The organism is Bacillus sp. YC2 (assembly GCF_019891195.1).
GTDB lineage: Bacteria > Bacillota > Bacilli > Bacillales > Bacillaceae > Bacillus.
Genome location: NZ_JAHXDO010000001.1, coordinates 234,486 through 257,873 on the forward strand (window position 1 = coordinate 234,486; position 23,388 = coordinate 257,873).

General features: G+C 47.7%; 19 protein-coding genes. 6 read left to right on the forward strand and 13 right to left on the reverse strand.

The features are described from left to right. Positions 1-28 precede the first annotated feature (28 nt). From KY305_RS01200 to KY305_RS01210, 3 genes are read left to right on the forward strand one after another with little or no spacing between them, the layout of a single operon-like run. Positions 29-964 (forward strand): ABC transporter ATP-binding protein, encoded by a 936-nt coding sequence (locus KY305_RS01200; RefSeq protein WP_223061000.1) that lies wholly within the window; start codon positions 29-31, stop codon positions 962-964. Positions 965-986: 22 nt separating this feature from the next. Then, positions 987-2,081 carry an ABC transporter permease gene (locus KY305_RS01205; RefSeq protein ID WP_223061001.1) on the forward strand — a complete coding sequence of 365 codons (1,095 nt, stop codon included), beginning with the start codon at positions 987-989 and terminating at the stop codon, positions 2,079-2,081. A 1-nt stretch (position 2,082) separates the two neighbouring features. Then, on the forward strand, positions 2,083-3,228 hold the full coding sequence (locus KY305_RS01210) for an ABC transporter permease (RefSeq protein ID WP_223061002.1): 1,146 nt from the start codon (positions 2,083-2,085) through the stop codon (positions 3,226-3,228). A gap of 34 nt (positions 3,229-3,262) precedes the next feature. Here the strand turns inward: KY305_RS01210 and KY305_RS01215 are convergent, their stop codons facing one another. Beyond that, the gene (locus tag KY305_RS01215) at positions 3,263-4,093 is read right to left on the reverse strand and encodes an aldo/keto reductase (RefSeq protein ID WP_223061003.1); all 831 of its coding nucleotides are present in this window, start codon (positions 4,091-4,093) and stop codon (positions 3,263-3,265) included. A 221-nt stretch (positions 4,094-4,314) separates the two neighbouring features. Here KY305_RS01215 and KY305_RS01220 point away from each other — a divergent pair, with 221 nt between their 5' ends. Next, positions 4,315-4,800 carry a stress protein gene (locus tag KY305_RS01220; RefSeq protein WP_223061004.1) on the forward strand — a complete coding sequence of 162 codons (486 nt, stop codon included), beginning with the start codon at positions 4,315-4,317 and terminating at the stop codon, positions 4,798-4,800. 37 nt (positions 4,801-4,837) lie between these two features. Here KY305_RS01220 and KY305_RS01225 read toward each other — a convergent pair whose 3' ends face one another. The 6 genes from KY305_RS01225 to KY305_RS01250 all read right to left on the reverse strand — a co-directional run bounded on the left by KY305_RS01225 (position 4,838) and on the right by KY305_RS01250 (position 14,555). Next, a complete protein-coding gene (locus tag KY305_RS01225; protein WP_223061005.1) occupies positions 4,838-6,853 on the reverse strand; it encodes a Na+/H+ antiporter in 2,016 nt (671 codons plus the stop codon). A 279-nt stretch (positions 6,854-7,132) separates the two neighbouring features. Continuing rightward, positions 7,133-7,615 (reverse strand): SRPBCC family protein, encoded by a 483-nt coding sequence (locus tag KY305_RS01230; RefSeq protein ID WP_223061006.1) that lies wholly within the window; start codon positions 7,613-7,615, stop codon positions 7,133-7,135. Between the two features lie 121 nt (positions 7,616-7,736). Further along, the gene (gene cysI / locus KY305_RS01235; RefSeq protein ID WP_223061007.1) at positions 7,737-9,455 is read right to left on the reverse strand and encodes an assimilatory sulfite reductase (NADPH) hemoprotein subunit; all 1,719 of its coding nucleotides are present in this window, start codon (positions 9,453-9,455) and stop codon (positions 7,737-7,739) included. A 26-nt stretch (positions 9,456-9,481) separates the two neighbouring features. Further along, entirely contained in the window at positions 9,482-11,290 is a 1,809-nt protein-coding gene (locus KY305_RS01240) for an assimilatory sulfite reductase (NADPH) flavoprotein subunit (protein ID WP_223061008.1), read from the reverse strand. 157 nt (positions 11,291-11,447) lie between these two features. Next, on the reverse strand, positions 11,448-13,763 hold the full coding sequence (gene helD / locus KY305_RS01245) for an RNA polymerase recycling motor HelD (RefSeq protein WP_223061009.1): 2,316 nt from the start codon (positions 13,761-13,763) through the stop codon (positions 11,448-11,450). Between the two features lie 183 nt (positions 13,764-13,946). Next, positions 13,947-14,555, reverse strand: coding sequence for a trimeric intracellular cation channel family protein (locus tag KY305_RS01250; RefSeq protein ID WP_223061010.1), 609 nt, complete (start codon positions 14,553-14,555; stop codon positions 13,947-13,949). Positions 14,556-14,800: 245 nt separating this feature from the next. Here KY305_RS01250 and KY305_RS01255 point away from each other — a divergent pair, with 245 nt between their 5' ends. Beyond that, positions 14,801-15,601, forward strand: coding sequence for a zinc-dependent metalloprotease (locus tag KY305_RS01255; protein ID WP_223061011.1), 801 nt, complete (start codon positions 14,801-14,803; stop codon positions 15,599-15,601). A 33-nt stretch (positions 15,602-15,634) separates the two neighbouring features. On the opposite strand, the gene KY305_RS01260 is transcribed toward KY305_RS01255, so the two are convergent. The 6 genes from KY305_RS01260 to csoR all read right to left on the reverse strand — a co-directional run bounded on the left by KY305_RS01260 (position 15,635) and on the right by csoR (position 22,188). Beyond that, positions 15,635-16,054 carry a disulfide oxidoreductase gene (locus KY305_RS01260; RefSeq protein WP_214803014.1) on the reverse strand — a complete coding sequence of 140 codons (420 nt, stop codon included), beginning with the start codon at positions 16,052-16,054 and terminating at the stop codon, positions 15,635-15,637. Continuing rightward, a complete protein-coding gene (bdbD, locus tag KY305_RS01265; protein ID WP_223061012.1) occupies positions 16,044-16,715 on the reverse strand; it encodes a disulfide bond formation protein BdbD in 672 nt (223 codons plus the stop codon). The genes KY305_RS01260 and bdbD overlap by 11 nt, the downstream gene beginning before the upstream one ends. 120 nt (positions 16,716-16,835) lie before the next feature. After that, positions 16,836-18,944, reverse strand: coding sequence for a heavy metal translocating P-type ATPase (locus KY305_RS01270; protein WP_223061013.1), 2,109 nt, complete (start codon positions 18,942-18,944; stop codon positions 16,836-16,838). A gap of 147 nt (positions 18,945-19,091) precedes the next feature. Further along, positions 19,092-21,521, reverse strand: a complete 2,430-nt coding sequence (copA, locus tag KY305_RS01275; protein WP_223061014.1) for a copper-exporting P-type ATPase CopA — start codon at positions 21,519-21,521, stop codon at positions 19,092-19,094. Between the two features lie 83 nt (positions 21,522-21,604). Then, a complete protein-coding gene (gene copZ / locus KY305_RS01280) occupies positions 21,605-21,811 on the reverse strand; it encodes a copper chaperone CopZ (protein WP_061521587.1) in 207 nt (68 codons plus the stop codon). A gap of 71 nt (positions 21,812-21,882) precedes the next feature. Then, entirely contained in the window at positions 21,883-22,188 is a 306-nt protein-coding gene (gene csoR, locus KY305_RS01285; protein WP_223061015.1) for a copper-sensing transcriptional repressor CsoR, read from the reverse strand. A 137-nt stretch (positions 22,189-22,325) separates the two neighbouring features. On the opposite strand from csoR, the gene KY305_RS01290 reads away from it, so the two are divergent. Continuing rightward, positions 22,326-23,372 carry an oxidoreductase gene (locus KY305_RS01290; RefSeq protein WP_223061016.1) on the forward strand — a complete coding sequence of 349 codons (1,047 nt, stop codon included), beginning with the start codon at positions 22,326-22,328 and terminating at the stop codon, positions 23,370-23,372. Positions 23,373-23,388: the final 16 nt, after the last annotated feature.

Genomic DNA, 23,388 nt, shown 5'->3' on the forward strand with positions numbered 1-23,388 from the left:
AAGCATCATAAGACATAGAGGTGGAAATATGAACATTTTGGAGCTTAAACAGCTGACGAAGAAATTCGGCGACTATGCCGCCGTTGACCAAATGTCGCTTGCAATAAAAGAAGGCGAAATTTTCGGCTTTCTCGGTGCGAACGGAGCCGGAAAAAGCACCGCCATCAACATGATCGCGGGACTGGTGAAACCGACCGGCGGAGACATCCTCATTCTCGGAAAACATATTTTCAAACACAGCAAGTTTACGAAAATGAATATCGGAATCGTACCGCAGGACCTTGCCATTTACGAGGAATTAACCGCCTATGAAAACGTGAAATTCTTTGCCGGATTATACGGTTTGAGGGGAGCGGCGCTTCAGGAACGGGTCGAAGAAGCACTGTCATTCGTCGGCTTGAGTGATAAGCATAAAAACCTGCCGAAGCATTTTTCCGGCGGGATGAAACGCCGGCTGAATATCGCCTGCGCCCTTGCCCACCGGCCGAAGCTGATCATTATGGATGAACCGACAGTGGGCATTGACCCCCAATCAAGAAATTATATTTTGCAGTCGGTGAAAAAGCTGAATGAAATGGGATGCACGATCATTTACACGAGCCACTACATGGAAGAGGTGGAGGAAATATGCTCGCGGATCGCCATCATTGACCACGGAAAAGTGATTGCCGAAGGCTCAAAGGAACAGCTCACCTCCATTATTACGGATACAAAAGACGTTGTTATTGAAGTGTCGTCCGTAAGCGGCATCAGTCTCGATGACATCAAAGAACTCCCTGGCGTCAGAGCCGCACAGATGGAAGAAAACAGCATCAAAATCAGCTCTGACACCGGCGTCAATAATTTAAACCGGCTGATCCGTTTCTTCATAGACAAAGACATTGAAATCCGCTCCTTACAGGAACAAGCGCCGAATTTAGAAACGGTCTTTCTTACTCTGACAGGCAGAAGCCTGCGCGACTGACTCAAATGAAAGGAGGATTGCAATGAATATTCTGCACATTGCCAGTAAAGAAATCAAAGTGAGTTTCCGTGACAAACGGACGTTTATTTTCATGCTTGCTTTTCCGATTGTGTTCATGCTGATTTTCACAGCGGCATTATCGAACGCCTTTGACTCTGAGGTCACAGTCGGCAAAATCGAAGTACTGTATACCGATCAGGCAAACACCCCTATATCTCAATATTTTACTGCATTCATAAAAGAAGCACGAAAGGAAAATGTATATTTTAAGAAAGCCGATACGGAAGCAGCAGGCAAGACAGACGTAAAAGAAAATCACGCCGATGCCTATGTATCTGTGGAAAACAACGGCTTTACAGTGTATACAAACGATCGCAGCGGGATTAACGGAACAATCGTCGAGGGCATGCTGACGGCTGTTACAAACCAATACAAAGCAGGAGCGGCAGCCGTAAAAGCACATGCAGCGCCTGCCGACGGCCAAGTAAAAAACGATTATATTCAGCAAACCTCGTTAAACAAGGCGAAGGAGCCGAAAGCGAAGGATTTTTACGCGATTTCCATGACGACGATGATCGCGCTTTATGCGGCCATTTTTGCGAGCACTTTATTCCGGGGCGAAAGAATCCGGCATACAGCGGACCGTTTATTTGCGGCTCCTGTCCGGAGAAGCGACATTTTTCTCGGAAAAACACTCGGCATTTTGGTTTCTAATTTCCTCACGATCCTTGTCGTAGTCGCTTTCAGCAAATTTATATTGAAAGCAAATTGGGGCAGCCATATAGGTATTGTGCTGCTGATCCTCGCCACTGAAGTCCTTCTGGCCGTCAGCTTCGGGCTCAGCTTAAGCTATATGACAAAAAAGCCCGAAAGCGCAAGGGTGATTACCGTCATTATTGTTCAGGTCATGGCGATCATCGGCGGGGCCTATTATAAATATGATGGCGGAGGAATCTCTGCCCTGTCGCCTTTGACATGGATCAATCGGGCGATCAACAAAATTATTTATACGAATGACCTATCAGCGGCCTGGCCGGCTTTAGGATTAAATCTTACACTAGCTGCACTGTTTCTGCTTATCGCTGTTATAACGTTTCAAAGACGGGAGGGAATATAAAATGAAAAACTTCTGGTGGCTGTTTACAAACTCACTCCGGGGAATCACAAAAAGCAAAAGACAGCTTCTCCTTTATATCGGCGCGCCGCTCATCGGCGTCCTCCTCTCCTTTATGACCAATGCCAACGGAGGAAGCGAGACACTGCATATCGGCATCATGAACAAAGACGGCGGGGAGGTGTCCCAAGATACGGTTTCATTTTTAAAAGGCTTGGATCATGTCAGCATTTCTAAAGAAACCGCTGCGTCCGCCTCGTCAAAGATTGCTTCCGGAAAAATGGAGGCGATGATTACCTTTGAAAAAGGCTTCTCCGAAAGCGTAAAAAGCGGGAAGCCGGCGCACATCAGCATGACATCACTGAAAGGCGCCCAAGTAACGGGCTATGTCAGCTCTTATTTGTACAATTATATCAACAGCATTGCCTCCATGGGCAAGTCATCCAGCGGAGACGCCAAAGCCTTTCAGGCCATGTATGATGATTATAAGCACTCCCAAATAAAGACGGAGGCCTCTGTCTTACAGGATACCTCGAACTATAAAGAGGTGACGTATTCCGTTATCGGTTATCTCATTATGATTATGCTGTATTCCGCGGGCAACCTGTCAGAGCTTATGATTAAAGAACGAGAAAACAGAACGTATTACAGGCTTCTGTCAACGCCGATCACATCAAAGCAGTATGTCCTGGCAAATGCCGCGGTAAATATGATTGTGATGGCTGTTCAAATTATCATCGCAGTTGCCTTTATGAGCGCCGCTTTTCATATTCTGCCGTCGTTCCCGCTCTGGCAGCTCTTCCTGCTGTTGATGCTGTTCTCATTAAGCGCAATCGGTATCGCCTTTATTACCGTCGGCTTTTCCAACAGCAGCGCGTCGACAGCGGCGCTTTTGAACCTGATCGTCGTGCCGACAAGCTTATTGGCCGGATGCTTCTTTCCGGTCAATATCATGCCGAAAACGGTGCAGACAATTGCGGAATTTCTGCCGCAGCACTGGGTGCTTGATACAGTCGACAAATTACAGCACGGCTGCTCACCTGGCAGCCTTATGCTGAACATCACCATTCTTGCTGCCTTTGCCGCCGCCCTTCTGCTGATCGCCGCATACAGATTCAGCTCCAACCGGCAGACACAGACATTTATGTAACCAAAAAAACAGCCTTTTCAGGCTGTTTTTTTGATTAGAACAGAAGCTCGTCCGGATTCGGACCCACACGCTCGTCCTTATTCAATGCATTGATTTTTTCGATTTCTTCCTGTGATAGTTCGAAATCAAAAATATCGGCATTTTCTATAATGCGGTGCTCTTTAATGGATTTCGGAATCGTTACGACTTCGTTTTGAAGGTCCCAGCGCAAAATCACTTGGGCAACCGATTTGTTATGTTTTTCTGCAATTTGTGACAGTACCTCATTATCCAGCAGCTGCCCCTGCATAAGCGGAGACCACGCTTCCACTTGAATGCCCTGCGCCTTGCAGAAATCTCTTACTTCTTTCTGAGTCAAACGAGGATGGAATTCAATTTGGTTGACCATCGGCTTGATTTCAGCGTCCTTCAGCAGCTCTTCCAAATGATGCACCTGGAAGTTGCTGACACCGATCGCGCGGATTTTGCCGTCTTTGTACAGCTTTTCAAGGGCGCGCCATGTGTCTTTGTATTTGTCCTTCCCAGGCCAGTGGATCAAATACAGATCCAGGTAATCAAGGCCGAGGCGCTCAAGGCTTTTCTCAAACGCGTCAAGTGTCGTTTCATACCCTTGGTCTTCATTCCACACTTTTGACGTGATGAACAGCTCGTCTCTGGCAACGCCTGAGGCTTTGATGCCTTCGCCGACGCCTTCTTCATTTTTATAAATAGCCGCCGTGTCAATGCTGCGGTAACCGTTTCTGATTGCCGCTTCGACAGAGTTTGCCGCTACGCTACCGTTTTCCACCTTGAACACCCCAAGGCCGAACCACGGCATATCAACGCCATTATGCAGCTTCACAGTATCTTTTAAGCTTTTCGCCACTTTGAACCATCCTTTCTATTCATTATGTAAACGTTTATTATTATCTCACATTTTTGCCGTCAGAAACCAACAATACGCTCGCAAACCATTATAGGGAGCCGCCTTTAGTTCCCGAGAACCATAAACGTTATTATTTTCCCATTTTATAAAAAATCTGGTTAACTGGGTGACTGGCCGGGTAAAACCAACTGTACCAACCAAACCTTAAAGGAGGAAATATAATGAAACGTATGCGTATCCCTATGACCGTTGCCCTCGGTGCCGCCTTGTCACTCGCTCCCATGTCCTTTGTATCTGCAAAAGAAAATCCAGCTCCTCAGAACATCTCACAGAAATCCTCAGACGTCTCAGCAAAAGATGTAGGTTTAAACATCGACGTTGACGTATTAGGAATCGGCGGCAAAATTGCCGACGCGATTAAATCCGCTCAAAACCGAGATGGATTTGTGAAAAATTTAATGGAGTCTTCCTTTTACTCATCCGGACAAAAATATAATGTCATGGTGTTTAATTTGAGCCAGGAGTATGAAGATCATTTAAACGGCGTGAAGTTTTACGGTTCTGCGGTTTATGACGGGATTACGTACGGCATTTGGGTGTTTGAAGACGGAAGCTTTACCAATAAAGGCGACGGCGGCTGGATCAACTGGGCCTTCAGAGGCTGGTTCGACCGCGACGGCAATTCAGTTGAATTCCATCGCCCGTAATGCAAAAAAAGCCGGCGCCTTGTGCGCCGGACTTTTTTTATTCTCCTCCGTCAAGCATTGCCGCTTCCACATCATTAATGTACTGGCGAAGCTCATGTGACATGTCCCGGGAAATTTCCCGTTCTTCGAATAATGTTTGAATTTCGTTGCGGATAGCCTGTACGGCCTTCAGCTTAATCTCAAGCTTCTGATTTTCAAAACGGCGGCTCGGGCTATACTCTTGATACATATTTTCCAGCCTGAAGATCAAATGATTGTAAAATGATAGGACGGCGAGCGTGACGTCTTTATTTTCATCTGTCATATGTTTTTTCAGGCTTTCAATGGCCGCCTTAGCCGTTTTGACCCGGGTTGCGCGAATTAAACCTTCTTCATTTAAAATCGACATTTCCGGCTTTTTATGCTCGCCGAAAAATATCCAATACATAAGCCGTTTCAGCTTCGTCTTTGATAAGCCGACTTTAAATGGGTTGGTGTACAGCACTTCCAGCTCATCAAACCTCTCTTGAAGGCTTTCAGCCGTTTCTTCCGGTATCTCCCCCCGGTCTATCAGCCGCAGCAGCTCTTCTTGTTCAGCCTGAATGCCCTGCGCGCGGACTTTCCGCTCATCTTTTTTCGTGCGCTTTTTAACAGTGAATTGCTGAAACCTGAGATTTTTCATTTTTTCATTGTATTCGGCAATGACCGCAAGAGACGCTGCTTTGTTTGTATCATTCATGTTTTCTTTAATGGTCGTTAAAGCAGCCTTAATCAGCTTCCGTCTCGCTGTCAGCAATTTGACTTTCTTTTCTTTTACATTATCCTCCTGTTTGTCAGTCAATATCGGCAGCACGATCGTGGCCAAAACCAATGTGCACAAAATCACGCCGGCTGCCAAAAAGAGAATCAAATTCCGTTCAGGAAACGGCGTGCCGTCAGCCAGCACGTAAGGAATGGAAAACGACCCTGCAAGCGTGACCGCTCCCCTGACCCCTGAAACAGAAATCAGCAAGGTGGTGCGCAGTCCCGGTTTATAAATGCTTTGATCCTTGTTAAAGAACCATTTGCCGTTCCAAAAAAACAGCACCCATAAAAATCTGAGAATCATTACCGTCATTGTAATGACGAGAATGTATCCGATGACCATCATATTGTTAAACGCGGTATCATTAAAAATGACAGACACGACATCCGGTATTTGCGTTCCCAGGATGACGAAGACGAGACCGTTGAGAATGAACAGAATGATATTCCACGTACTTGAAGACACGATTTGCAATTTGACCATTGCGGATTCAAGACGATCCTGCTCGACCGCATGGGTGATTCCTCCAGCCACAACTGCTAAAATGCCGGACACACCGATTTCTTCCGCAGCCAGATAAATGACAAACGGCGTCAGGATTTGAATGAGCATGTGCATCGTGACATCCTGCATACCGAGACGGCGCAAAAATAACCGGAAACGGATGATCAGAAAGGAAATGACGACACCGCTGAGTAAGCCTCCGACTGAGATCAGAACGAAGCTGAACGCGGCCTGTGTTAACGAAAACGCGCCCGTCACAGCCGCCGCAATCGCAAACTTGAAAGCGACAAGACCTGACGCATCATTCATCAGGCCTTCCCCTTCAAGCAAACGAAGAATCCCTTTAGGCATCTTCACACGCCCTGACAGCGCGCTGACCGCCACAACGTCAGTCGGTGACAGGATCGCCGCCAGCCCAAATGCGGCGGCAAGCGGAATGCCCGGGATCATCCAGTGAATCGTATAACCGCCGACAATCACCGTGGCAAACACAAGACCCAGCGCCAGCAGCAATATCGGCGCTCTTAAATTCCAAAGCTCTGCACGAGGCGTTCTCTTCCCGTCGTTAAAAAGAAGAGGCGCGATAAACAGAACAAAAAACAATTCCGTATTGAGTTCAAAATGAAGCCCCTGCGGAAAAGATGCCGCAATAATACCGAGCGCCACCTGAATCAGCGGCACAGGGATAAAGGGGACAAACCGATTTATGATATTTGAGATCGCAATGATGGTTAAAAGTACGAGTACAACTAAAAATATGTCCAAACGCATGACCTCCTTCATCTGCTGCATCGATTTATGATGATCATTGCCTGTCTTCTTCACTTTGCCAAGGGTCAGCGCCATTTATCTGACAATCCAATATCATTTTCGCCCCATGTGTCTTCTTTTATTTTACCCTTTTTTATTTAAAATTTCTCACAATGCGCTCACGGCGAACTTTTTTGCCGCAGGCTAAACTTTTTCTTTTTAAAGAAACAAGAGAAAAAGCGTGTTTTGAACAAAGGATGTTAAAACACGCTTTTCATCTAAAATCGTTCTTGCTCATGTTAACTGATTGATAATTGCGGCGTATTTCTCGCGCTGCTTTTCCCATTCGTCTTTTGGAAAGTCCATATATCGGCCGTCCAGTAATGCGCGGTATACATCAAGACATACGTGCCACCCGGCCAAATCTTTTGAGGTATGATCACTGAGAGCCGGAATATATTCTTTTAATACCAATAAACATCCGTCATTCTCAGGACACAGCTCAAAGCGCACCCAGCCCTCCCCCCATTCGTACTGGAGAAAGGATTGTTCTTTGAAGTCTGTTATTTTCATATCAAAAGAATCACCTGTCCCGTCGTTCATATGAAATGTGATCGCCCCGTTTTTTCGAAGGTCTTTCACTTGGAGATTAGGCATCCATTTTTGTAATGTATCATTTTCAGTTAACGCCGCCCAAACCGTTTCTGCTGAATGATGCAGCGGACAATGAAACGCGGCTGTATAGCCGTCCTCAGTCTTCTCTACTGCTGCTGGCATAATGTGACTCCTCCTCTTAGGATATGGCGCTTTTAATTTTCCCTAAAAAAAAGATAGAGAAAGCTGCTCTTTAGTCAGCGCTTCTCTATCCTTTTTTATTTTTGACACTGTGCCTCTTTTTTTATTCGTGAAAATTCGTGCCGTCTGTCGTCGCTTTAATAATGCCGGCGCGGATGACGAAATCTCCAAAGTGTTCGCCTTCCCCGCGTTCTTTGGCGTAGCGCGGAAGAATCGTCCGAAGCTCGCTCAGAATCTCTTCTTCACCGATATTTTCACGGTACATTTTGCTTAAGCGGCTGCCGTCAAATGCCGCGCCTAAATACATGTTATATTTTCCGGGCGCCTTGCCGATAAATCCGATTTCACCAAGGGCGTGGCGGGCGCAGCCGTTCGGGCATCCCGTCATACGGATGGTGATTTCTTCATCACGGAGCCCGTTTTCGTCCACGATTTCTTCAATTTTATCAATCAGCTTCGGCAGATAACGCTCCGCTTCGGCCATTGCGAGTCCGCAAGTCGGAAGAGCGACGCAGGCCATTGAACCGCGGCGGAGGGCTGAATGCTGTCTGCCGTCGGACAAGCTGTATTGTTCAATTAGCTCGCTGATTTGTTTCTTTTTCTGGCTTGTGACATTGCCGATAATCAGGTTTTGATTCGATGTGAGACGGAAATCACCGGTATGGACTTTGGCGATTTCCCGCAAACCCGTCATGAGCTTGTAATCTTCATAGTCTGTAACCCGGCCGCCTTCGATAAACATCGTAAAATGCCATTTTCCTTTAACGCCCTTTACCCAGCCGTAACGGTCGCCGTTATGGTCAAAGTGATAGGCTTTCGCTTCAGCTAAACGCCAGCCGAGGCGGTTTTCCAGCTCAGCTTTTACGTTTTCCAGCCCGAGGCGGTCAACCGTATACTTAAATCTGGCGTTTTTTCGGACAGAACGGTTTCCGTAATCTCGCTGAATCGTGATGACTTTTTCCGCTACATCGTACAGCTGCTCCGGTTTGCAGAATCCGATCACTTTGGCAAGCTGCGGATAAGTGGCCGTATCACCGTGCGTCATTCCCATGCCGCCCCCGATCGCCACATTGAAGCCGATAAGCTTCCCCTCTTCCACGATGGCGATAAAGCCAAGGTCTTGAGAAAAAACATCGATATCATTGGACGGAGGCACCGCAATTCCGATTTTGAATTTCCGCGGCAGATAAAGCGGCCCGTACATCGGTTCTGTTTCTTCCGTTTCCGCCGTACCCGCCACACGCTCTTCATCAAGCCAGATTTCATGATAGGCTCTTGTGCGCGGGAGAAGGTCGTCACTCAGTTTCTTTGACCATTCATATACTTCCGTATGGATCTCAGACTGATACGGGTTTGAAGCGCACATGACGTTTCGGTTGACGTCTCCGCATGCCGCAATTGTATCTAATAGCGCAGCGTTAATTTCCTGAATCGTTTTTTTCATGTTCCATTTTAAAATCCCGTGCATTTGGAACGTCTCGCGCGTCGTGAGCTTTAAAGTGTGATTGCCGTATTTTTGCGCCAGTTCATCCATCACAAGCCACTGCGCCGGCGTTGAAACGCCCCCGGGCATACGGACGCGCAGCATGAATTGATAAGCCGGCTCAAGCTTTTGCTTTTGGCGTTCATTACGGAGATCGCGGTCATCCTGCAAGTAGCTGCCGTGGTGCTTCATCAGGCGGTTGTCGTCATCCGGGATGCCGGCAGAAATCCGGTCCAGCATTACTTCCTTCAGTGTGCCGCGTAAATAATCGCTTTTTTCTTTAATTTCCTCAACATCACTTGGAGGGCCTTCCGGCGCTTTTAAAATGTTTTTCACCATGCTGAAAAACTCCTTTCAAACCAAAATCAGTATACATCACGCTGGTAGCGTTTTTTCTGCTGCATGTCAGCCAGGAAGCTTTCCGCTTTTTCACGGCTCATGCCGCCCTCTTCCTGAATGATGTCCAGCAGTGCCTGATGCACGTCATGCGCCATATGCTGTTCATCGCCGCAGATGTAAACGGCGGCTCCTTGCTGCAGCCATTCGAATAACTCTTTGCTTTGTTCCTTCATGCGGTGCTGCACATATACTTTTTCTTCTGAATCACGGGAAAATGCGACGTCCATTTTTGTCAGCACACCGTCTTTCAGCCACTTCTGCCATTCCGTCTGATACAGAAAATCTGTGACAAAGTGCTGGTCTCCGAAAAACAGCCATGTCTTCCCTTGCGCACCGGACTCTTCACGCTCCTGTATAAATGAACGGAACGGGGCGATGCCTGTCCCCGGCCCCACCATAATTATCGGTGTATCAGGATTCTCCGGAAGCTTGAAGTTTTGGTTGTGCTGAATGTAAATCGGCAGCGTGTCTCCGGGCTGGAGCCTTTCCGCACAAAGGATGCTGCACACGCCTTTTCGTTCCCGTCCGTGCGCATCGTACCGAACTGCTCCGATCGTCAGATGCACTTCTTCCGGATTCGCTTCTAAACTGCTTGCAATCGAATAAAGGCGGGCCGGCATTTTACGCAGGATGGAAATAAATTCTTCCGCGGATGCTTCCCACGGCCCGAAATCACGGATGAGATCGAGCAGATCACGGCCTTCAAGGTATGCTTTTGCCCGCTCTTCATTTCCTTCGGCCAGCAGCTCACTCAACTTATTATCAGACGTAAACTGGGCAAACTTTTGAAGCAGCGGTTTTGTTAACACGGTGATTTCAAAGTGAGCCGTGAGCGCGTCCTTCAGCGAGCGGACATCTCCTTGTTTATTCACCGCCACCTCTTGTTCAGGGTCCCATTTCAGCTCTTTGAGAAGCTCGTCAACGAGAGCCGGATCATTTTCGGGATAAATGCCGAGGCTGTCTCCCGGCTGATACGAAAGACCCGAGCCTTCAAGAGACAGCTCGAGATGGCGTGTCTCTTTATTTGATCCGCGTCCGTTCAGATTGATGTTTTCAAGAACCTCCGCCCGAAACGGATTCGTTCTGGAATAGACAGATTCACCGGTCTGCGGCGTTTGAGCCGGGGCTTCGGCTGCTCTGTTTGCCTCTCCTTCGCTCAAACCGCCAAGAACGGCATCAAGCCATTCCGAAAATGGCTCATCATAGTCAAGATCACAATCAACCCTCGGCGCAAGCTGTGTGCCGCCGAGTTCTTCAAGGCGCTGATCAAATTCTTTACCGGTTTGGCAGAAAAATTCATAAGAGCTGTCGCCGAGCGCCAATACGGAATAACGGAGCGCATCAAGCTTCGGTGCTCGTCTCCCGTGGAGAAATTCATGAAATGACAGCGCGTTATCCGGCGGATCGCCTTCTCCGTGCGTACTCACGACGATCAGTAAATTGTTTATTTTTTTCAGACTATTCGGCTTAAAATCATTCATCGATGCGACGGTTACTTGGAATCCCCGTTCCTCAAGCGTTTTTACCGTCTGTTTCGCAAGGCCTTCCGCATTTCCGGTTTGTGATCCGTATAATACGGTCACTTCTTTGGAGATCACGGGGCTTTCAGCCGGGAGCCCTGCCGCAGGTGCGGCGTTTTCAACGGATTCGGTTCGGGCGGCAGCCAGGTAACCGCTCAGCCAGATTTTTTGTGATTCGGTCAAGGTCGGCAGAAGGCGGTTAAGGAGCTCTGCCTGCTCCTGATTAAACGGACTGTTCATGACCTGAAGTTGCAACGATATCCACCTCACAAGGAATTAAACGTATAGGAATTGTCAAAATAAGTTCTAATTGAACTTTACCGAAAGTTTGTATGTAAGTAAAATATATAATCATGATGACAATGATTAAGATTCCTAATGATAAAAAGCCCTTTGCGGCAGGCAAAGGGCTTTACACATATAAATCAGCGGATACTTCTGTAATGAAGGGTGTCACTTCTCCGAGAGACAGCACGGTCAGATGGTGCATCGCCCGGGTACAGGCTGTATATAACAGCTTGCGGTCATGATCGCTGCTGTATTGGCGAAAGGAGGCATCATGCACAATGACGGCGTCAAACTCAATGCCTTTCGCCAAATAAACCGGTATCACACATACGCCTTGTTGAAAGGTATGGTTTTCTTTGCTGATCAACCGGATGCCGTTTTTTTCGCTGGCGGCGCCGTAAACCCGTTTCGCTTCATCGGCTGTTTTGCAAATCACGGCGATCGTTTCCAATCCTTTTTGCTGCAGCTCACGTATCGTATCCGCCAGTTTTTCTTGCTGCGCTTCTGCTGTATCCGTCCGGCAGACACGCGGTGTTTCGCCGTTCCGGTTAAATGGCTCAATGTCAGCGCCGTCAGCCAGCAGCGCTTTCGTAAACTCGACGATCTGCCTTGTCGATCTGTAGGTGCGCGTCAGACTGACACGCTTTGCTTCGCTTTTCTGAAAACATCCGGCGAGTGAAGAAGGGTCTCTCATCGTATGAGCATAGATAGACTGGTTTACGTCACCAAGTATTGTCATTCTGGCCGCCGGAAATAGGCTCCGGATATAAGTGAGCTGAAACGGAGAATAATCTTGCGCTTCATCAATGAATATGTGCTTCATTTGTGTATTTTTTCTTTTTCCTTCTATTAAGTCCTGCAAGTAAAGATACGGGGCTGCATCTTCATACGGAAGCGTCAGCTCTGCAAAAGCTTCGCGGCTCAGTGATCCGATAACATGCCATTGATCGGGTTTTTCAAAGGGCCCCCAATCTGAGAAAAGCTGAAGATACATCCGTTTGATATCGAGAAAGGCGAGCTGTCTGACCGCCTGCTTGATCGGCTTAAAGGCTTTGCTGACAATGATGGCGCAAAGCAGCCGCTGTTCCCGCTGATGGTCATCAAAGGTATGCTCGCCAAACGCCTCTTTTTTTTGGAGTTTTTGATAGACATCTGCATAGTCTTCCTTATCGAGCAGCTCGCTTTCCTGTATCACCCATTCCTTCCGCCGTTCCTTTTTTTCCAGCGCGCTGATTTCAGCAAGAAGCCATTCAGCCGTCAGCTCCGCTCTGGTCGGGATCGGCAGTTGGTGGTCAAGCGAATAAAAATAAGCTTCTATCTGCTCCTTTGAAATCAAGGTTTCTCCGCGAAAGCTGATATGCTTACAAATGAGGCCGGAAGCAGACAGTGAGCTGACATAGCGGTCAATGAGACTTTGAAACGCCGATGATGCTTTATAGGCAATTGCAGAAAGCCTAACAGAGAGCACGCCATCATCTTGCTCTGTCAGACAATATTCAAGCTGCTCATACGGGCTTTCACAATGAAACTTGCGTCCAAGCCGGCGGACGATGTATTCCTGAAAGGTTGCCTGTTCCATATTTTCTTCTCCCAGTTCGGGCAATACAGCGGATACGTAGCTGTTAAAAAGAATATTAGGTGAAAATAAAACAATCTGACGGGCATCAAGCACACCGCGCCCCCGATACAGCAAATAGGCGGCACGCTGAAGAGCTGCGGATGTTTTTCCGCTTCCCGCGGCTCCCTGCACAATCAAATATTTACTTTTTTCATCCCGGATAATTTCATTTTGTTCTTTTTGAATGGTTGAGACGATGCTTTTCATTTGTGAGCCGGAATGGTCGCTCAGCACCTCTTGAAGCATTTCATCGCCAATCGTCATATCCGTATTAAACATCGCTTTAAGCGCCCCGTTTTTAATCATAAACTGCCGCTTCAGCGTAATCTCTCCTTCTATTGTTTCTTCCGGCACTTCATAACGGGCTTTTCCCGGGGAATATTGATAGTAGAGAGAGGAAATGGGGGCACGCCAATCGTAAATGAGAAATCGCTCATCGTTTTCATCCATCAGAGAGGTCAGTCCAATATATATCTGCTCGGAAGCAGACTCTCCTTTTTCCGTAAAATCAACACGGCCGAAATAAGGAGATGCTTTCAGCTTTTTGATTCTCTGAAGCTGCTGGTATTGATGCCGATGGCTTCGTTCACGTTCTGAGAGCATATCGGCCTGCTGTTTGATGCTTGAAAACGTCTCCGCTTTTTCATGGTCATCCTCCAAATTAATGGTGACGTCTTCCCAAAACGTTTTTCTCAGACCGATAATATCTTGCTTCAGTCCGCCGGATGACGATTCAAGCCGCTTTTGTTTTTTATCAAGTTCGTTCAGTACGGCATCTATCCTTGCCTGCTCTTCTTTCCATTCTTGATCATGCTTTGCCATCAGCAGCACCTCCGACATAAAAGTTGACAAACAAGCTGACATACTGTAAAATTAAAATTGGATATTAATATATATTATTCAATAATTTGACTAAATACAATTCATCTTATCATAACAGCCCATCTTTTTTCAAGGAGGGCCTGTGTATACAAAAAACCGATTTCCTTTTGGGAAATCGGTTTTTTATTGATCTATATGATAGGAACGAATCGGCAGCCTCCATCTGAATACATAGGAGCAGACGCGGCATGCCACAAGCACAAGGAACAGCACATATAAGCCGAGGGCATTTCCGGCCCAGCCGAGACCTACGATTAATCCTCCGAGTGCGGCCCAGACTGCATAAATTTCCGCCTTGAGGACTAGCGGTTTCCTTCCAGCAAGCAAATCACGGATGATACCGCCTCCGCTTCCGGTCAGCACGGCCGCCGCAATCACCGCACTGAGCGGATGCCCCATTTTGACAGCATATAAAGCGCCTTGGATGGCAAATGCGGAAAGCCCGATCGCATCAGACAGGCTCCCCCACTTATTCCAGTGCCTTAACAAAAGCTTCGGAAACAAAAAGACAATCGTAACTGATGCAAGGGCGATTTGAAAAAACGCGCCCTGTTCCCACAAGGCCGAGACCGGAACACCGATGAGCAGGTTTCGGATGGCGCCTCCGCCAAACGCCGTTACAATCCCCAAAATATAAACGCCTAACATATCATACTCCTCTTCCATCGCAACAATCGCTCCGCTGACCGCAAACGCAATGATGCCGATTACACTAAGCAGCTCCCAGGCCATTCCATATGCTCCTTTTTGTTTGTTAAATTTTCTGACGACCTTTAGATTTTATAATCGCTTTCCCTTAAAATCAACCTTATTTTTGAAAGATTCTGATTCCAGTCAAGTCTCATTCCCTTCCAAAACCGGGACAACTGTATCTCGAACGGAGAATATCACAGAATATTTTCCTATTTTATACTTTAATGGAAGGTGTTTTAAGAGTTTCATTGAATTCCTTTTCTAACATAAAGGGGGTATATGAGATGAAAATCAGTTCACTTGTTTTTCCTGTTTTATTGACTGCCGGATTGATTCCCGGCCTGCCATCTGCAGAAAGCCATACACATTCGCACAGCCACGCGGAGCCTGCAAAGACGGTATATACGGACCCGCTTCCGAAAGCCGATCATTTTAAGGATATAAGCGGACCCGTCCAGATTGAACAGACGGTTGACACAAAAATTTTGGATGAACACGGAAAACAGGTCGGCACAAAACGGTTTAACGCCAATGTCAGCCAAAATAAAGCGTCAACAAAAGCAAACACAGGCAGCCAAAAGGTAAGAGTGCTTGCTGTGGCGGACGCAGAATACCGGGCCAAATACAGCGACTGGCAAACCAGAATCGTCCAGATTGTGGAACAGGCCGATGTCGCGTTCAACCGTGATCACAATATTGATTTCGTCGTACAGGCTGTACAAGCCTGGAATTCTTCCGGTTCTAACAGTTCGCAAATTTTATCTAATCTTCAAAACAGCTTCAGCAGGCAAAATTATCATTTTGTCGTCGGTTTTACCGCAAAATCAAGCTTTGACGCCGGCGGTATTGCGTATGTATATAACGGAAAGCCGAACGGCCCCGCTTTCAGCGTCAACCTTGACCAAGGATCGGCCAATACCGCAAAAGCGGCTCAGCATGAGTTTTCCCATAATTTCGGACTTCAGCATGATGCCCAAGGAAGCGGCATCCGCTGTGTCATGAATTATGATTATGCGTACTCAGTGGATATTTGGGACAGTTCCCATAACAGACAGATTGAGACAAATAAAACTTGGTATAAGTAATAGAAAAAGAGCCGCTCAAATTGAGCAGGCTCTTTATTTTGAGGTGCGTTCCGTTTTCACAAAACACATACAGATGATAATGAGAATAAATGCCGTAAGGGCTAAGAAAGGTATCGTAATAAAACCGAACCAGTTAATATATTCAGATGAGCAAGGCACGCCGTATACGCAAGGCTTAATGCCGCTAAAACCGGGCACCTTCTGTTCCAGGTAATGCATGATTGAAATAAACGCACCGATGACGGCCATCGGGAGCACATATTTTTTCACACGCGTGTCACCTTGGAAGGTGGCGATTCCCAAAATCAGGACAAGCGGGTACATCAAGATTCTCTGGTACCAGCACAGCTCGCACGGAATAAATTTTCTGATCTCGCTGAAATAAAGGCTGCCGAGCATGGCAAGAAGAGCGATAACCCAAGAAACATATAAAAATACGATTCTATTTTTCATTTTTCAGCTCTTTCTTAATCGTTTTTGAGATTTCATCATAATTGGAGAAATCTTTAATCACCTTATCATTCACGTAAATCGTCGGTGTAGCCGTAATGTTTAATTTATCATTCAGATCAGTGTCAGCTTTAAGCTCCTTTGCGAAGGTCTCTTTATCGAGGTTTTCTTTAAGCTTCCCAGGATCAACCTTTTTCGCGGTGCTTTTCACCGTTTTTTCAAGAAGCGCAGGCGTGACCCATTCCTGTTCGCTTGACGGCTGTTCCTCAAACAGTTTCTCATGAAATGCCCAGAATGATTTCGGATCTTCTTTCCAGACCTCTTCAGAAGCAAGAGCCGCCAGACGTGAGCCCGTTCCGTGGAACATCACGTTCACAAATGAAAATTTGACGTCGCCTTTGTCAATAAAGTCCTTTTTGATTTTCGGAAAAATATCGCTGTTAAATACTTTACAGGAAGGACACTTGTAATCTCCGAATTCTACTACCGTCACCGGAGCGCTTTCCTTGCCGAGCACCGGCTGGCCTTTAACGGATGGCTGGCTGGCGACTGTTTCACCCGTTTTTTCGGTTTGATTATTAATAAGCACGATGGCTCCAAATAAAACGACAACGATTAACGTCAGGATCACCGCAAATTTCGCAGACGATTGTTTCTTTTTCACTCAGACACCTCATTGTTTTTAAAATAAAAAAAGAAGCGGATGCCGGACGGCCCGCTTCTCTATTTTACCAAGACAACCTTCGGGAGCAAACCCTGAAAAAAGAATTATCTTTGACATTTATCAGATTTTCACTCTCATGACGCGCATGGCGTTGGCAACGGCAATAAGCGTGACGCCGACATCAGAAAAGACCGCTTCCCACATTGTGGCGAATCCAAGCGCGCCGAGCAGAAGAAAAATGATTTTCACGCCTAACGCAAAGCCGATGTTCTGCCAGACGATGCGGCGGGTGCGGCGTGCAATCCGGATGGCTTCGGCTGTTTTTGACGGCTGATCTGTCATCAGGACGACATCAGCTGCTTCCACAGCAGCATCCGAGCCGAGAGCGCCCATAGCAACTCCGATATCAGCTCTGGCAAGCACAGGCGTATCATTAATACCGTCACCGACAAACATCAGTTTTTCATTCGGTGAAAGCTTAGCTTCCAGTTCTTCAACACGCTGCACCTTATCCCCCGGCAGCAGCTCGGCATAAACGTCATCAATGCCTAACGCTCTGCCGACGGCCTCTCCGGTCTGTTTTGAATCACCTGTCAGCATCATCGTGCGCTTAACGCCGAGCGCTTTTAAGGAAGCGATGGCCTGTTTGGCATCCTCTTTGATTTCATCAGCGATGACGATGGCTCCGGCATACTGCTGATCAACGGCTATATACACAACCGTTCCGGCGTCTTCACTTTTGCCGGAGGCGATCTGTTCTTTTTCCATGAGCTTTTTATTTCCGGCCAAAATCGTTAATCCGCCGGCATTTGCCCGAATGCCGTGTCCGGGAATTTCTTCATAATCGTCTATTTTCTCAGCGGCCAGCGGTTTCCCGTAAGCTTCGCGAATGGACGCTGCGATCGGGTGGTTGGAATGGATTTCTGCAAGTGCCGCCGTATAAAGCAGCCGGTCTTTTGTAAAACCCTCTGCCGGTTTGATATCAGTAACGGCAAAATTGCCTTTTGTTAAGGTTCCCGTTTTATCAAAAACCGCGTAAGTTACTTGATTGAGCGCCTCTAAATAGTTGCTTCCTTTTACAAGCACCCCCGCTTTTGATGCGGCTCCGATACCGCCGAAAAACCCGAGCGGGATGGAGACGACGAGCGCGCACGGACAAGAAATCACGAGAAAAATCAGCGCCCGGTACACCCAGTCAGAAAGAGCGGCGGACGGGACGAGAAGCGGCGGCAAAAAGGCGAGAAGCACTGCAACAATGACGACTGCCGGTGTATAATATTTTGCGAATTTCGTGATGAAGTTTTCCGTTTTTGCTTTCCGGCTGCCCGCATTTTCAACAAGATCCAGTATTTTCGATACGGCAGAGTCTTCATATCCTTTTGACGTCTCAATGTGCAGAACGCCGTTTTGGTTCATGAACCCGGCCATCACATCTTGTCCGGGCGCCGCTTTTTTCGGTACGGATTCCCCGGTCAAGGCAGATGTATCAACCATTGATGATCCGCTCAGCACCTTTCCGTCTAACGGGATCCGTTCTCCCGGATTGACGACGATGACCTGTCCTGCCTTTACTTCCTGCGGAGAAACCGCCGTAATGCCTTCTTCTGTTTTCAAATTCGCGTACTCAGGACGAATGTCCAACAGCGCGCTGATTGATTTTCTGGATCGGTTGACTGCCGCTCCCTGAAACAGTTCGCCGATTTGATAAAACAGCATGACCGCGACGCCTTCCGGATATTGATGAATGATAAAAGCGCCGATTGTAGCAAGCGCCATCAGAAAATGCTCATCAAACACCTGGCCCCGCACAATGTTTTTGGCTGCTCTGGCTGCGATATCCCCGCCGATGATTAAATAAGCGGCGAAAAAGAGCAGAAATTCAAGGACGGCCCCTGCATGAACGAAATAAGCAATTGCCGCCAAAATGGCGCCTGCGGCCAGTCTCACCATCATCATCTGCAGTTTTTTACGGTATACATCGCCGTCTGTTTTTTTGTCTTGTTTCGAACGGACGGTTACGTGCGGATCAATGGTTTTTACTTTTTTCGCAACTTCGTCTTTCATCCATTGTTCGTCTTTGCCGCCGGCTGTAACCGTAATGATGCTTGCCGCAAAATTGACATCACACCCGTCAACGCCGTCAATGGACTTGACGCCATTTTCAATTTTTTTGGCACAGTTGCTGCAATCCAGTCCGTCCAACACAAATTCCCGCTTGGCTGCTTTCATTTTGACTCACCTTACCTTCCGTAATAGGATTCCCAAAACATGAACGCAAGTAAACAAATTATATATATGAGCATATATTCATATATTAGTTTCTTTTATTATATGCCGCTTTTGGATAAAGTGTCAATAAAAAAAACAAAACCGGCCTCAGCCGATTTTGTCTTTTCTTACCTTTTGTAAACGCAATGCATTCAGGACCACCGATACTGAGCTGAATGCCATTGCCGCGCCCGCTACCCACGGAGCTAAAAAGCCGGCTGCGGCGATCGGGATGCCGATGGTGTTGTACCCCAAAGCCCAGCCTAAATTCTGTTTAATGTTTCTCATGGTCAGTCGGCTCATGCCGATGGCGCCGGCAATACCGTTCAGATCTCCGCGGATCAGCGTGATATCCGCAGTCTCCATTGCAATGTCAGCCCCCGTGCCGATGGCCATGCCGATATCAGCCGTCGCCAGTGCCGGAGCATCGTTTATACCGTCGCCGACCATGGCCACAAGTCTGCCTTCTTGCTGCAGCCGGGAAATTTCTTCAGCTTTTTGTTCAGGAAGCACTTCAGCAATCACAGCGGTGATGCCGGCTTCTTTTGCGATAGCTTCCGCCGTTTTCTTGTTGTCTCCGGTCATCATGATGACGTCCAGCCCCATGTCCGTCAGACGCTTCACCGCAGCTTTTGACGTATCTTTTATTGTATCGGCGACCGCGATAAGCCCTGCTGCTTTTCCGTCAGCGGCTGCAAGCATGACCGTTTTCCCCTCTGCTTCAAGCATAGACATTTGAGAAAGAAGCGCCTCATGCTCGATATTTTCACTTTCCATCAGCCTTCTAGTTCCGACGAGAATCGTTTTGCCTTCCGCTTCAGCGTATATGCCGGAACCGACGCGGGCTTCGAAACGGGTCAGCTTCGGCAGGGTGATGCCCCGCTTTCTGACCCCGGATACGATCGCTTCGCCAAGCGGATGCTCCGAGCCTGTTTCAGCAGCCGCCGCAAACCTCAGCAGATCATCCTCTTCCACGCCCGCTGCGGGAATGGCGTCTGTCAATACAGGCTTGCCGTTTGTAACGGTTCCTGTTTTATCAAGCACGATCGTTGTCAGCCGCTGTGTTTTTTCTAAATGCTCTCCGCCTTTAAACAGAATGCCGAATTCAGCCGCCCGGCCTGATCCCGCCATAATGCTCGTCGGGGTGGCGAGTCCGAGGGCGCACGGACAGGCGATAACGAGAACCGCGATGAACTTGCCGATCGCTTCAGAAAACTGTCCTGGCGCCGCCCATATATACCAAATGAAAAAAGTCAGCACGGCAAGGCCTAACACGATTGGGACAAAGATGCCGGATATGTGATCGGCGAGGCGCTGAATCGGCGCTTTTGATCCTTGTGCTTTCTCCACAATCTTAATAATGTGAGCGAGAGCGGTATCCTTTCCGACATTGACTGCTCTGATCTTGAGAAAGCCGTTTGCGTTTATCGTCGCACCGGTTACGGTGCTGCCCGGAGATTTATCAACGGGAAGGCTTTCTCCCGTGATCATAGATTCATCAATCGCTGAATGTCCTTCGATGACCTCACCGTCTACAGGCACGCGCTCTCCAGGTTTCACATAAACGATGTCGCCGGTCCGGACCTCTTCGATCGGAATCACCTGTTCCCGGCCGTCCCGCACGACCGCGGCCGTCTTCGCCTGAAGCTTCATTAGTTTTTTAATCGCTTCTGATGAGCGTCCCTTCGCCTTCGTTTCCAAAAGCTTTCCTAACAAAATCAAAGTCAGCAGAATCGCGCTCGTTTCATAATAAAGCCCCTCAGCATGACCGTTTCGACCGAGGCTGGCGATAGTAAGATAAAGACTGTAAGCATATGCCGCCGTCGTTCCGAGCGCAACAAGGACGTCCATATCGGCGCTTTTATTTCTGAGGGCTTTGTACGCTCCTGTGTAAAAAGGCCATCCGATGATAAGCTGTACCGGAGTGGCAAGCGCGAATTGCATCCATGGGTTCATCAGGATGTCAGGCATCCAGATAAAGGACGTAAATGAAAAGTGGCTGACCATCGACCATAAGAGCGGAAATGAGAGAATGGCAGAAAAAATCAGCCTGGTCAGCTGTTTTCGCTGTTCCTTTTGCTTGTGAGTTTCGGCTGAACCTTCCTCGCCCTCTCTCTTTTCCTCTAAACGGTAGCCGAGCTTCGCGACTGTGTCTTTCAAGTCCGCGGCCGTAACGGTTTTTGGATTGTACTCAACGGTTACTGTTTCCAAAGCGAAGTTAACCGGCGCGCTGTCGACTCCCTCTATTTTATTCAGCCGCTTTTCAATTCGATTGGCGCAGGCGGCGCATGTCATCCCTTCAATCTGAAAATCCGTTTTTTCCGTGACGACGTGATATCCGAGTTTTTCAATTTTTTCTTTAATCGCTTCAGTTTCGATTTTGTCAGGCTGATAGGAAATGTTTGACGTCTCAAGCACCAGATTGACGGAGGCGTCAGTGACCCCGTCCATACGTTTCAGCCCTTTTTCAATTCTTGATGCGCAGGCGGCGCAGGTCATCCCTGCCACTTGAATCGTCATCTCTTTTTGTTCACTCAATACACTCACCTCTCATTAAACCCCCCTGGGGTATGTAAAATAGTAAAAGAAAACCGCGCCCGTTCCCCAAGCGCGATAAAGCATTAAACGACATCATAGCCCTGATCTTCAATGGCGTCTTTTATATCTGATACGGAGACTTGCTTTTCATCAAACGTAACGTCCACCTGTCCGGCTTCAAGATGCACCTGAACCGCGGTGACTCCGTTCAGCTCTCCGACGCTCGTTTCCACGGCTTTTACACAGTGCTGGCAGGACATGCCTTCTACTTGTAGCGTTTTTTGTTCCATGCTGCTTCCCTCCACATTTTATTTTCACATTCAGTTTACCATACCCCTGTAGGGTATTAAAACTGTTTTGTTTAAGATTTCGCGAATTTTTTCATCACATCCAGCAGCTCGGTAATGGCATGCTCCCCGTTCCCGCTCTTAATCGCGTCTGATACGCAGTGATGGGCGTGGTCTTCTAACAAATGAAGAGCAACCTTTTGCATAGCTGCCTGTACAGCCGAAATCTGAACGAGAATATCTACGCAGTACCGCTCATTCTCTACCATGTTCTGAATGCCTCTCACCTGGCCTTCAATCCGTTTCAGCCGGTTTTTAATCTGTTCTTTTTCCTTCGAACTTTTATGATTTAACGATTGATGCTCCGTATGCTTGTCCATTCGTCCACCTCTATTTCTCTTAATCATTCTCATTATACAAGTTCAGAAAACTGATGTAAAAAAATTCACCTCACAGGTTTTACCAGCCGAAACGCAGGGTATATAACGTTTAGCTATTATGAAAAGGGGGAGAATCATTGAATACAATACAGGTTGGCCTATTAGGATACGGTTTGTCCGGTTCCGTCTTTCATGCACCGCTTCTAGACGTTCTTGATGACTACCATATTAAAAAAGTCATGACATCCAGAACGAATGAGGTGAAACGCGATCTGCCCGGGGCCGAAGCCGTACGTACGATAGAAGAGATTACCGGCGACCCTGACATTGACCTCGTCATTGTCACTACACCGAGCGGGATGCATTATGAATCAGCGATGAAATGTCTCCTCGCGGGAAAACACGTCGTTGTGGAAAAACCGATGACGGCGACAGCCGCCGAAGCTGAAGAGCTGAAGAAAACGGCTGAGGACAAAGGGGTCTTATTGAGTGTGTATCACAACCGCCGCTGGGACAACGATTTTTTAACGATTCAAAAGCTTGTTCAAGACGGATCTCTTAAGGACATTCATACATATCACGTCTCTTACGATCAGTACAAACCGGAAGTACAGAAAAAATGGCGTGAAAAAAGCGGATCGGCCACAGGCACGCTGTACGATCTCGGTTCGCATATCATCGACCAGGCCCTCTGCCTCTTCGGCATGCCGGAGGCTGTCACCGCACATGTGATGGAACAGCGTGAGAACAGCGAAACAGCCGACTACTTTCATGTCACATTGCATTACGGCAAGCTTCAGGCCGTTCTTCATTCCGGGTCTATGAATGCGGCAAGCGGTCCCCGCTACCAAATTCACGGAAAGCATTCAAGCTTTATCAAATACGGGACGGACGGACAAGAGAGCGCGCTGCTTGCGGGCAAAAAACCGGTTGATGACAGCTGGGGCGCAGACGATCCTGACTATTTCGGAAAGCTGACAATTGCCGAGGAAGATAGGAGAAATACAGAAACAATTCCCTCGCTGCACGGTTCGTACCTTACGTATTATAAGCTTTTGGCAGACAGCATTCAGAAAGAAAAACCGCTTCCCGTTACGGCTGAGGAAGGCATTCATGTCATCCGCGTCATTGAAGCCGCGATGAAAAGCAGTGAACAAAAACGGACGGTTATACTGGAATCTTAAATCAAAAACCTCCCTG

What these genes read in the sequence shown, in the direction of transcription:
- copZ (WP_061521587.1), bottom strand. Translation starts at nt 21,811, where the DNA reads ATGGAACAAAAAACGCTACAAGTAGAAGGCATGTCCTGCCAGCACTGT.
- KY305_RS01230 (WP_223061006.1), bottom strand. Translation starts at nt 7,615, where the DNA reads ATGCCAGCAGCAGTAGAGAAGACTGAGGACGGCTATACAGCCGCGTTT.
- KY305_RS01250 (WP_223061010.1), bottom strand. Translation starts at nt 14,555, where the DNA reads ATGGCCTGGGAGCTGCTTAGTGTAATCGGCATCATTGCGTTTGCGGTC.
- csoR (WP_223061015.1), bottom strand. Translation starts at nt 22,188, where the DNA reads ATGGACAAGCATACGGAGCATCAATCGTTAAATCATAAAAGTTCGAAG.
- KY305_RS01260 (WP_214803014.1), bottom strand. Translation starts at nt 16,054, where the DNA reads ATGAAAAATAGAATCGTATTTTTATATGTTTCTTGGGTTATCGCTCTT.
- KY305_RS01210 (WP_223061002.1), top strand. Translation starts at nt 2,083, where the DNA reads ATGAAAAACTTCTGGTGGCTGTTTACAAACTCACTCCGGGGAATCACA.
- KY305_RS01200 (WP_223061000.1), top strand. Translation starts at nt 29, where the DNA reads ATGAACATTTTGGAGCTTAAACAGCTGACGAAGAAATTCGGCGACTAT.
- KY305_RS01270 (WP_223061013.1), bottom strand. Translation starts at nt 18,944, where the DNA reads ATGAAAGCAGCCAAGCGGGAATTTGTGTTGGACGGACTGGATTGCAGC.
- cysI (WP_223061007.1), bottom strand. Translation starts at nt 9,455, where the DNA reads ATGGTGAAAAACATTTTAAAAGCGCCGGAAGGCCCTCCAAGTGATGTT.
- helD (WP_223061009.1), bottom strand. Translation starts at nt 13,763, where the DNA reads ATGGCAAAGCATGATCAAGAATGGAAAGAAGAGCAGGCAAGGATAGAT.
- KY305_RS01220 (WP_223061004.1), top strand. Translation starts at nt 4,315, where the DNA reads ATGAAACGTATGCGTATCCCTATGACCGTTGCCCTCGGTGCCGCCTTG.
- KY305_RS01205 (WP_223061001.1), top strand. Translation starts at nt 987, where the DNA reads ATGAATATTCTGCACATTGCCAGTAAAGAAATCAAAGTGAGTTTCCGT.
- KY305_RS01255 (WP_223061011.1), top strand. Translation starts at nt 14,801, where the DNA reads ATGAAAATCAGTTCACTTGTTTTTCCTGTTTTATTGACTGCCGGATTG.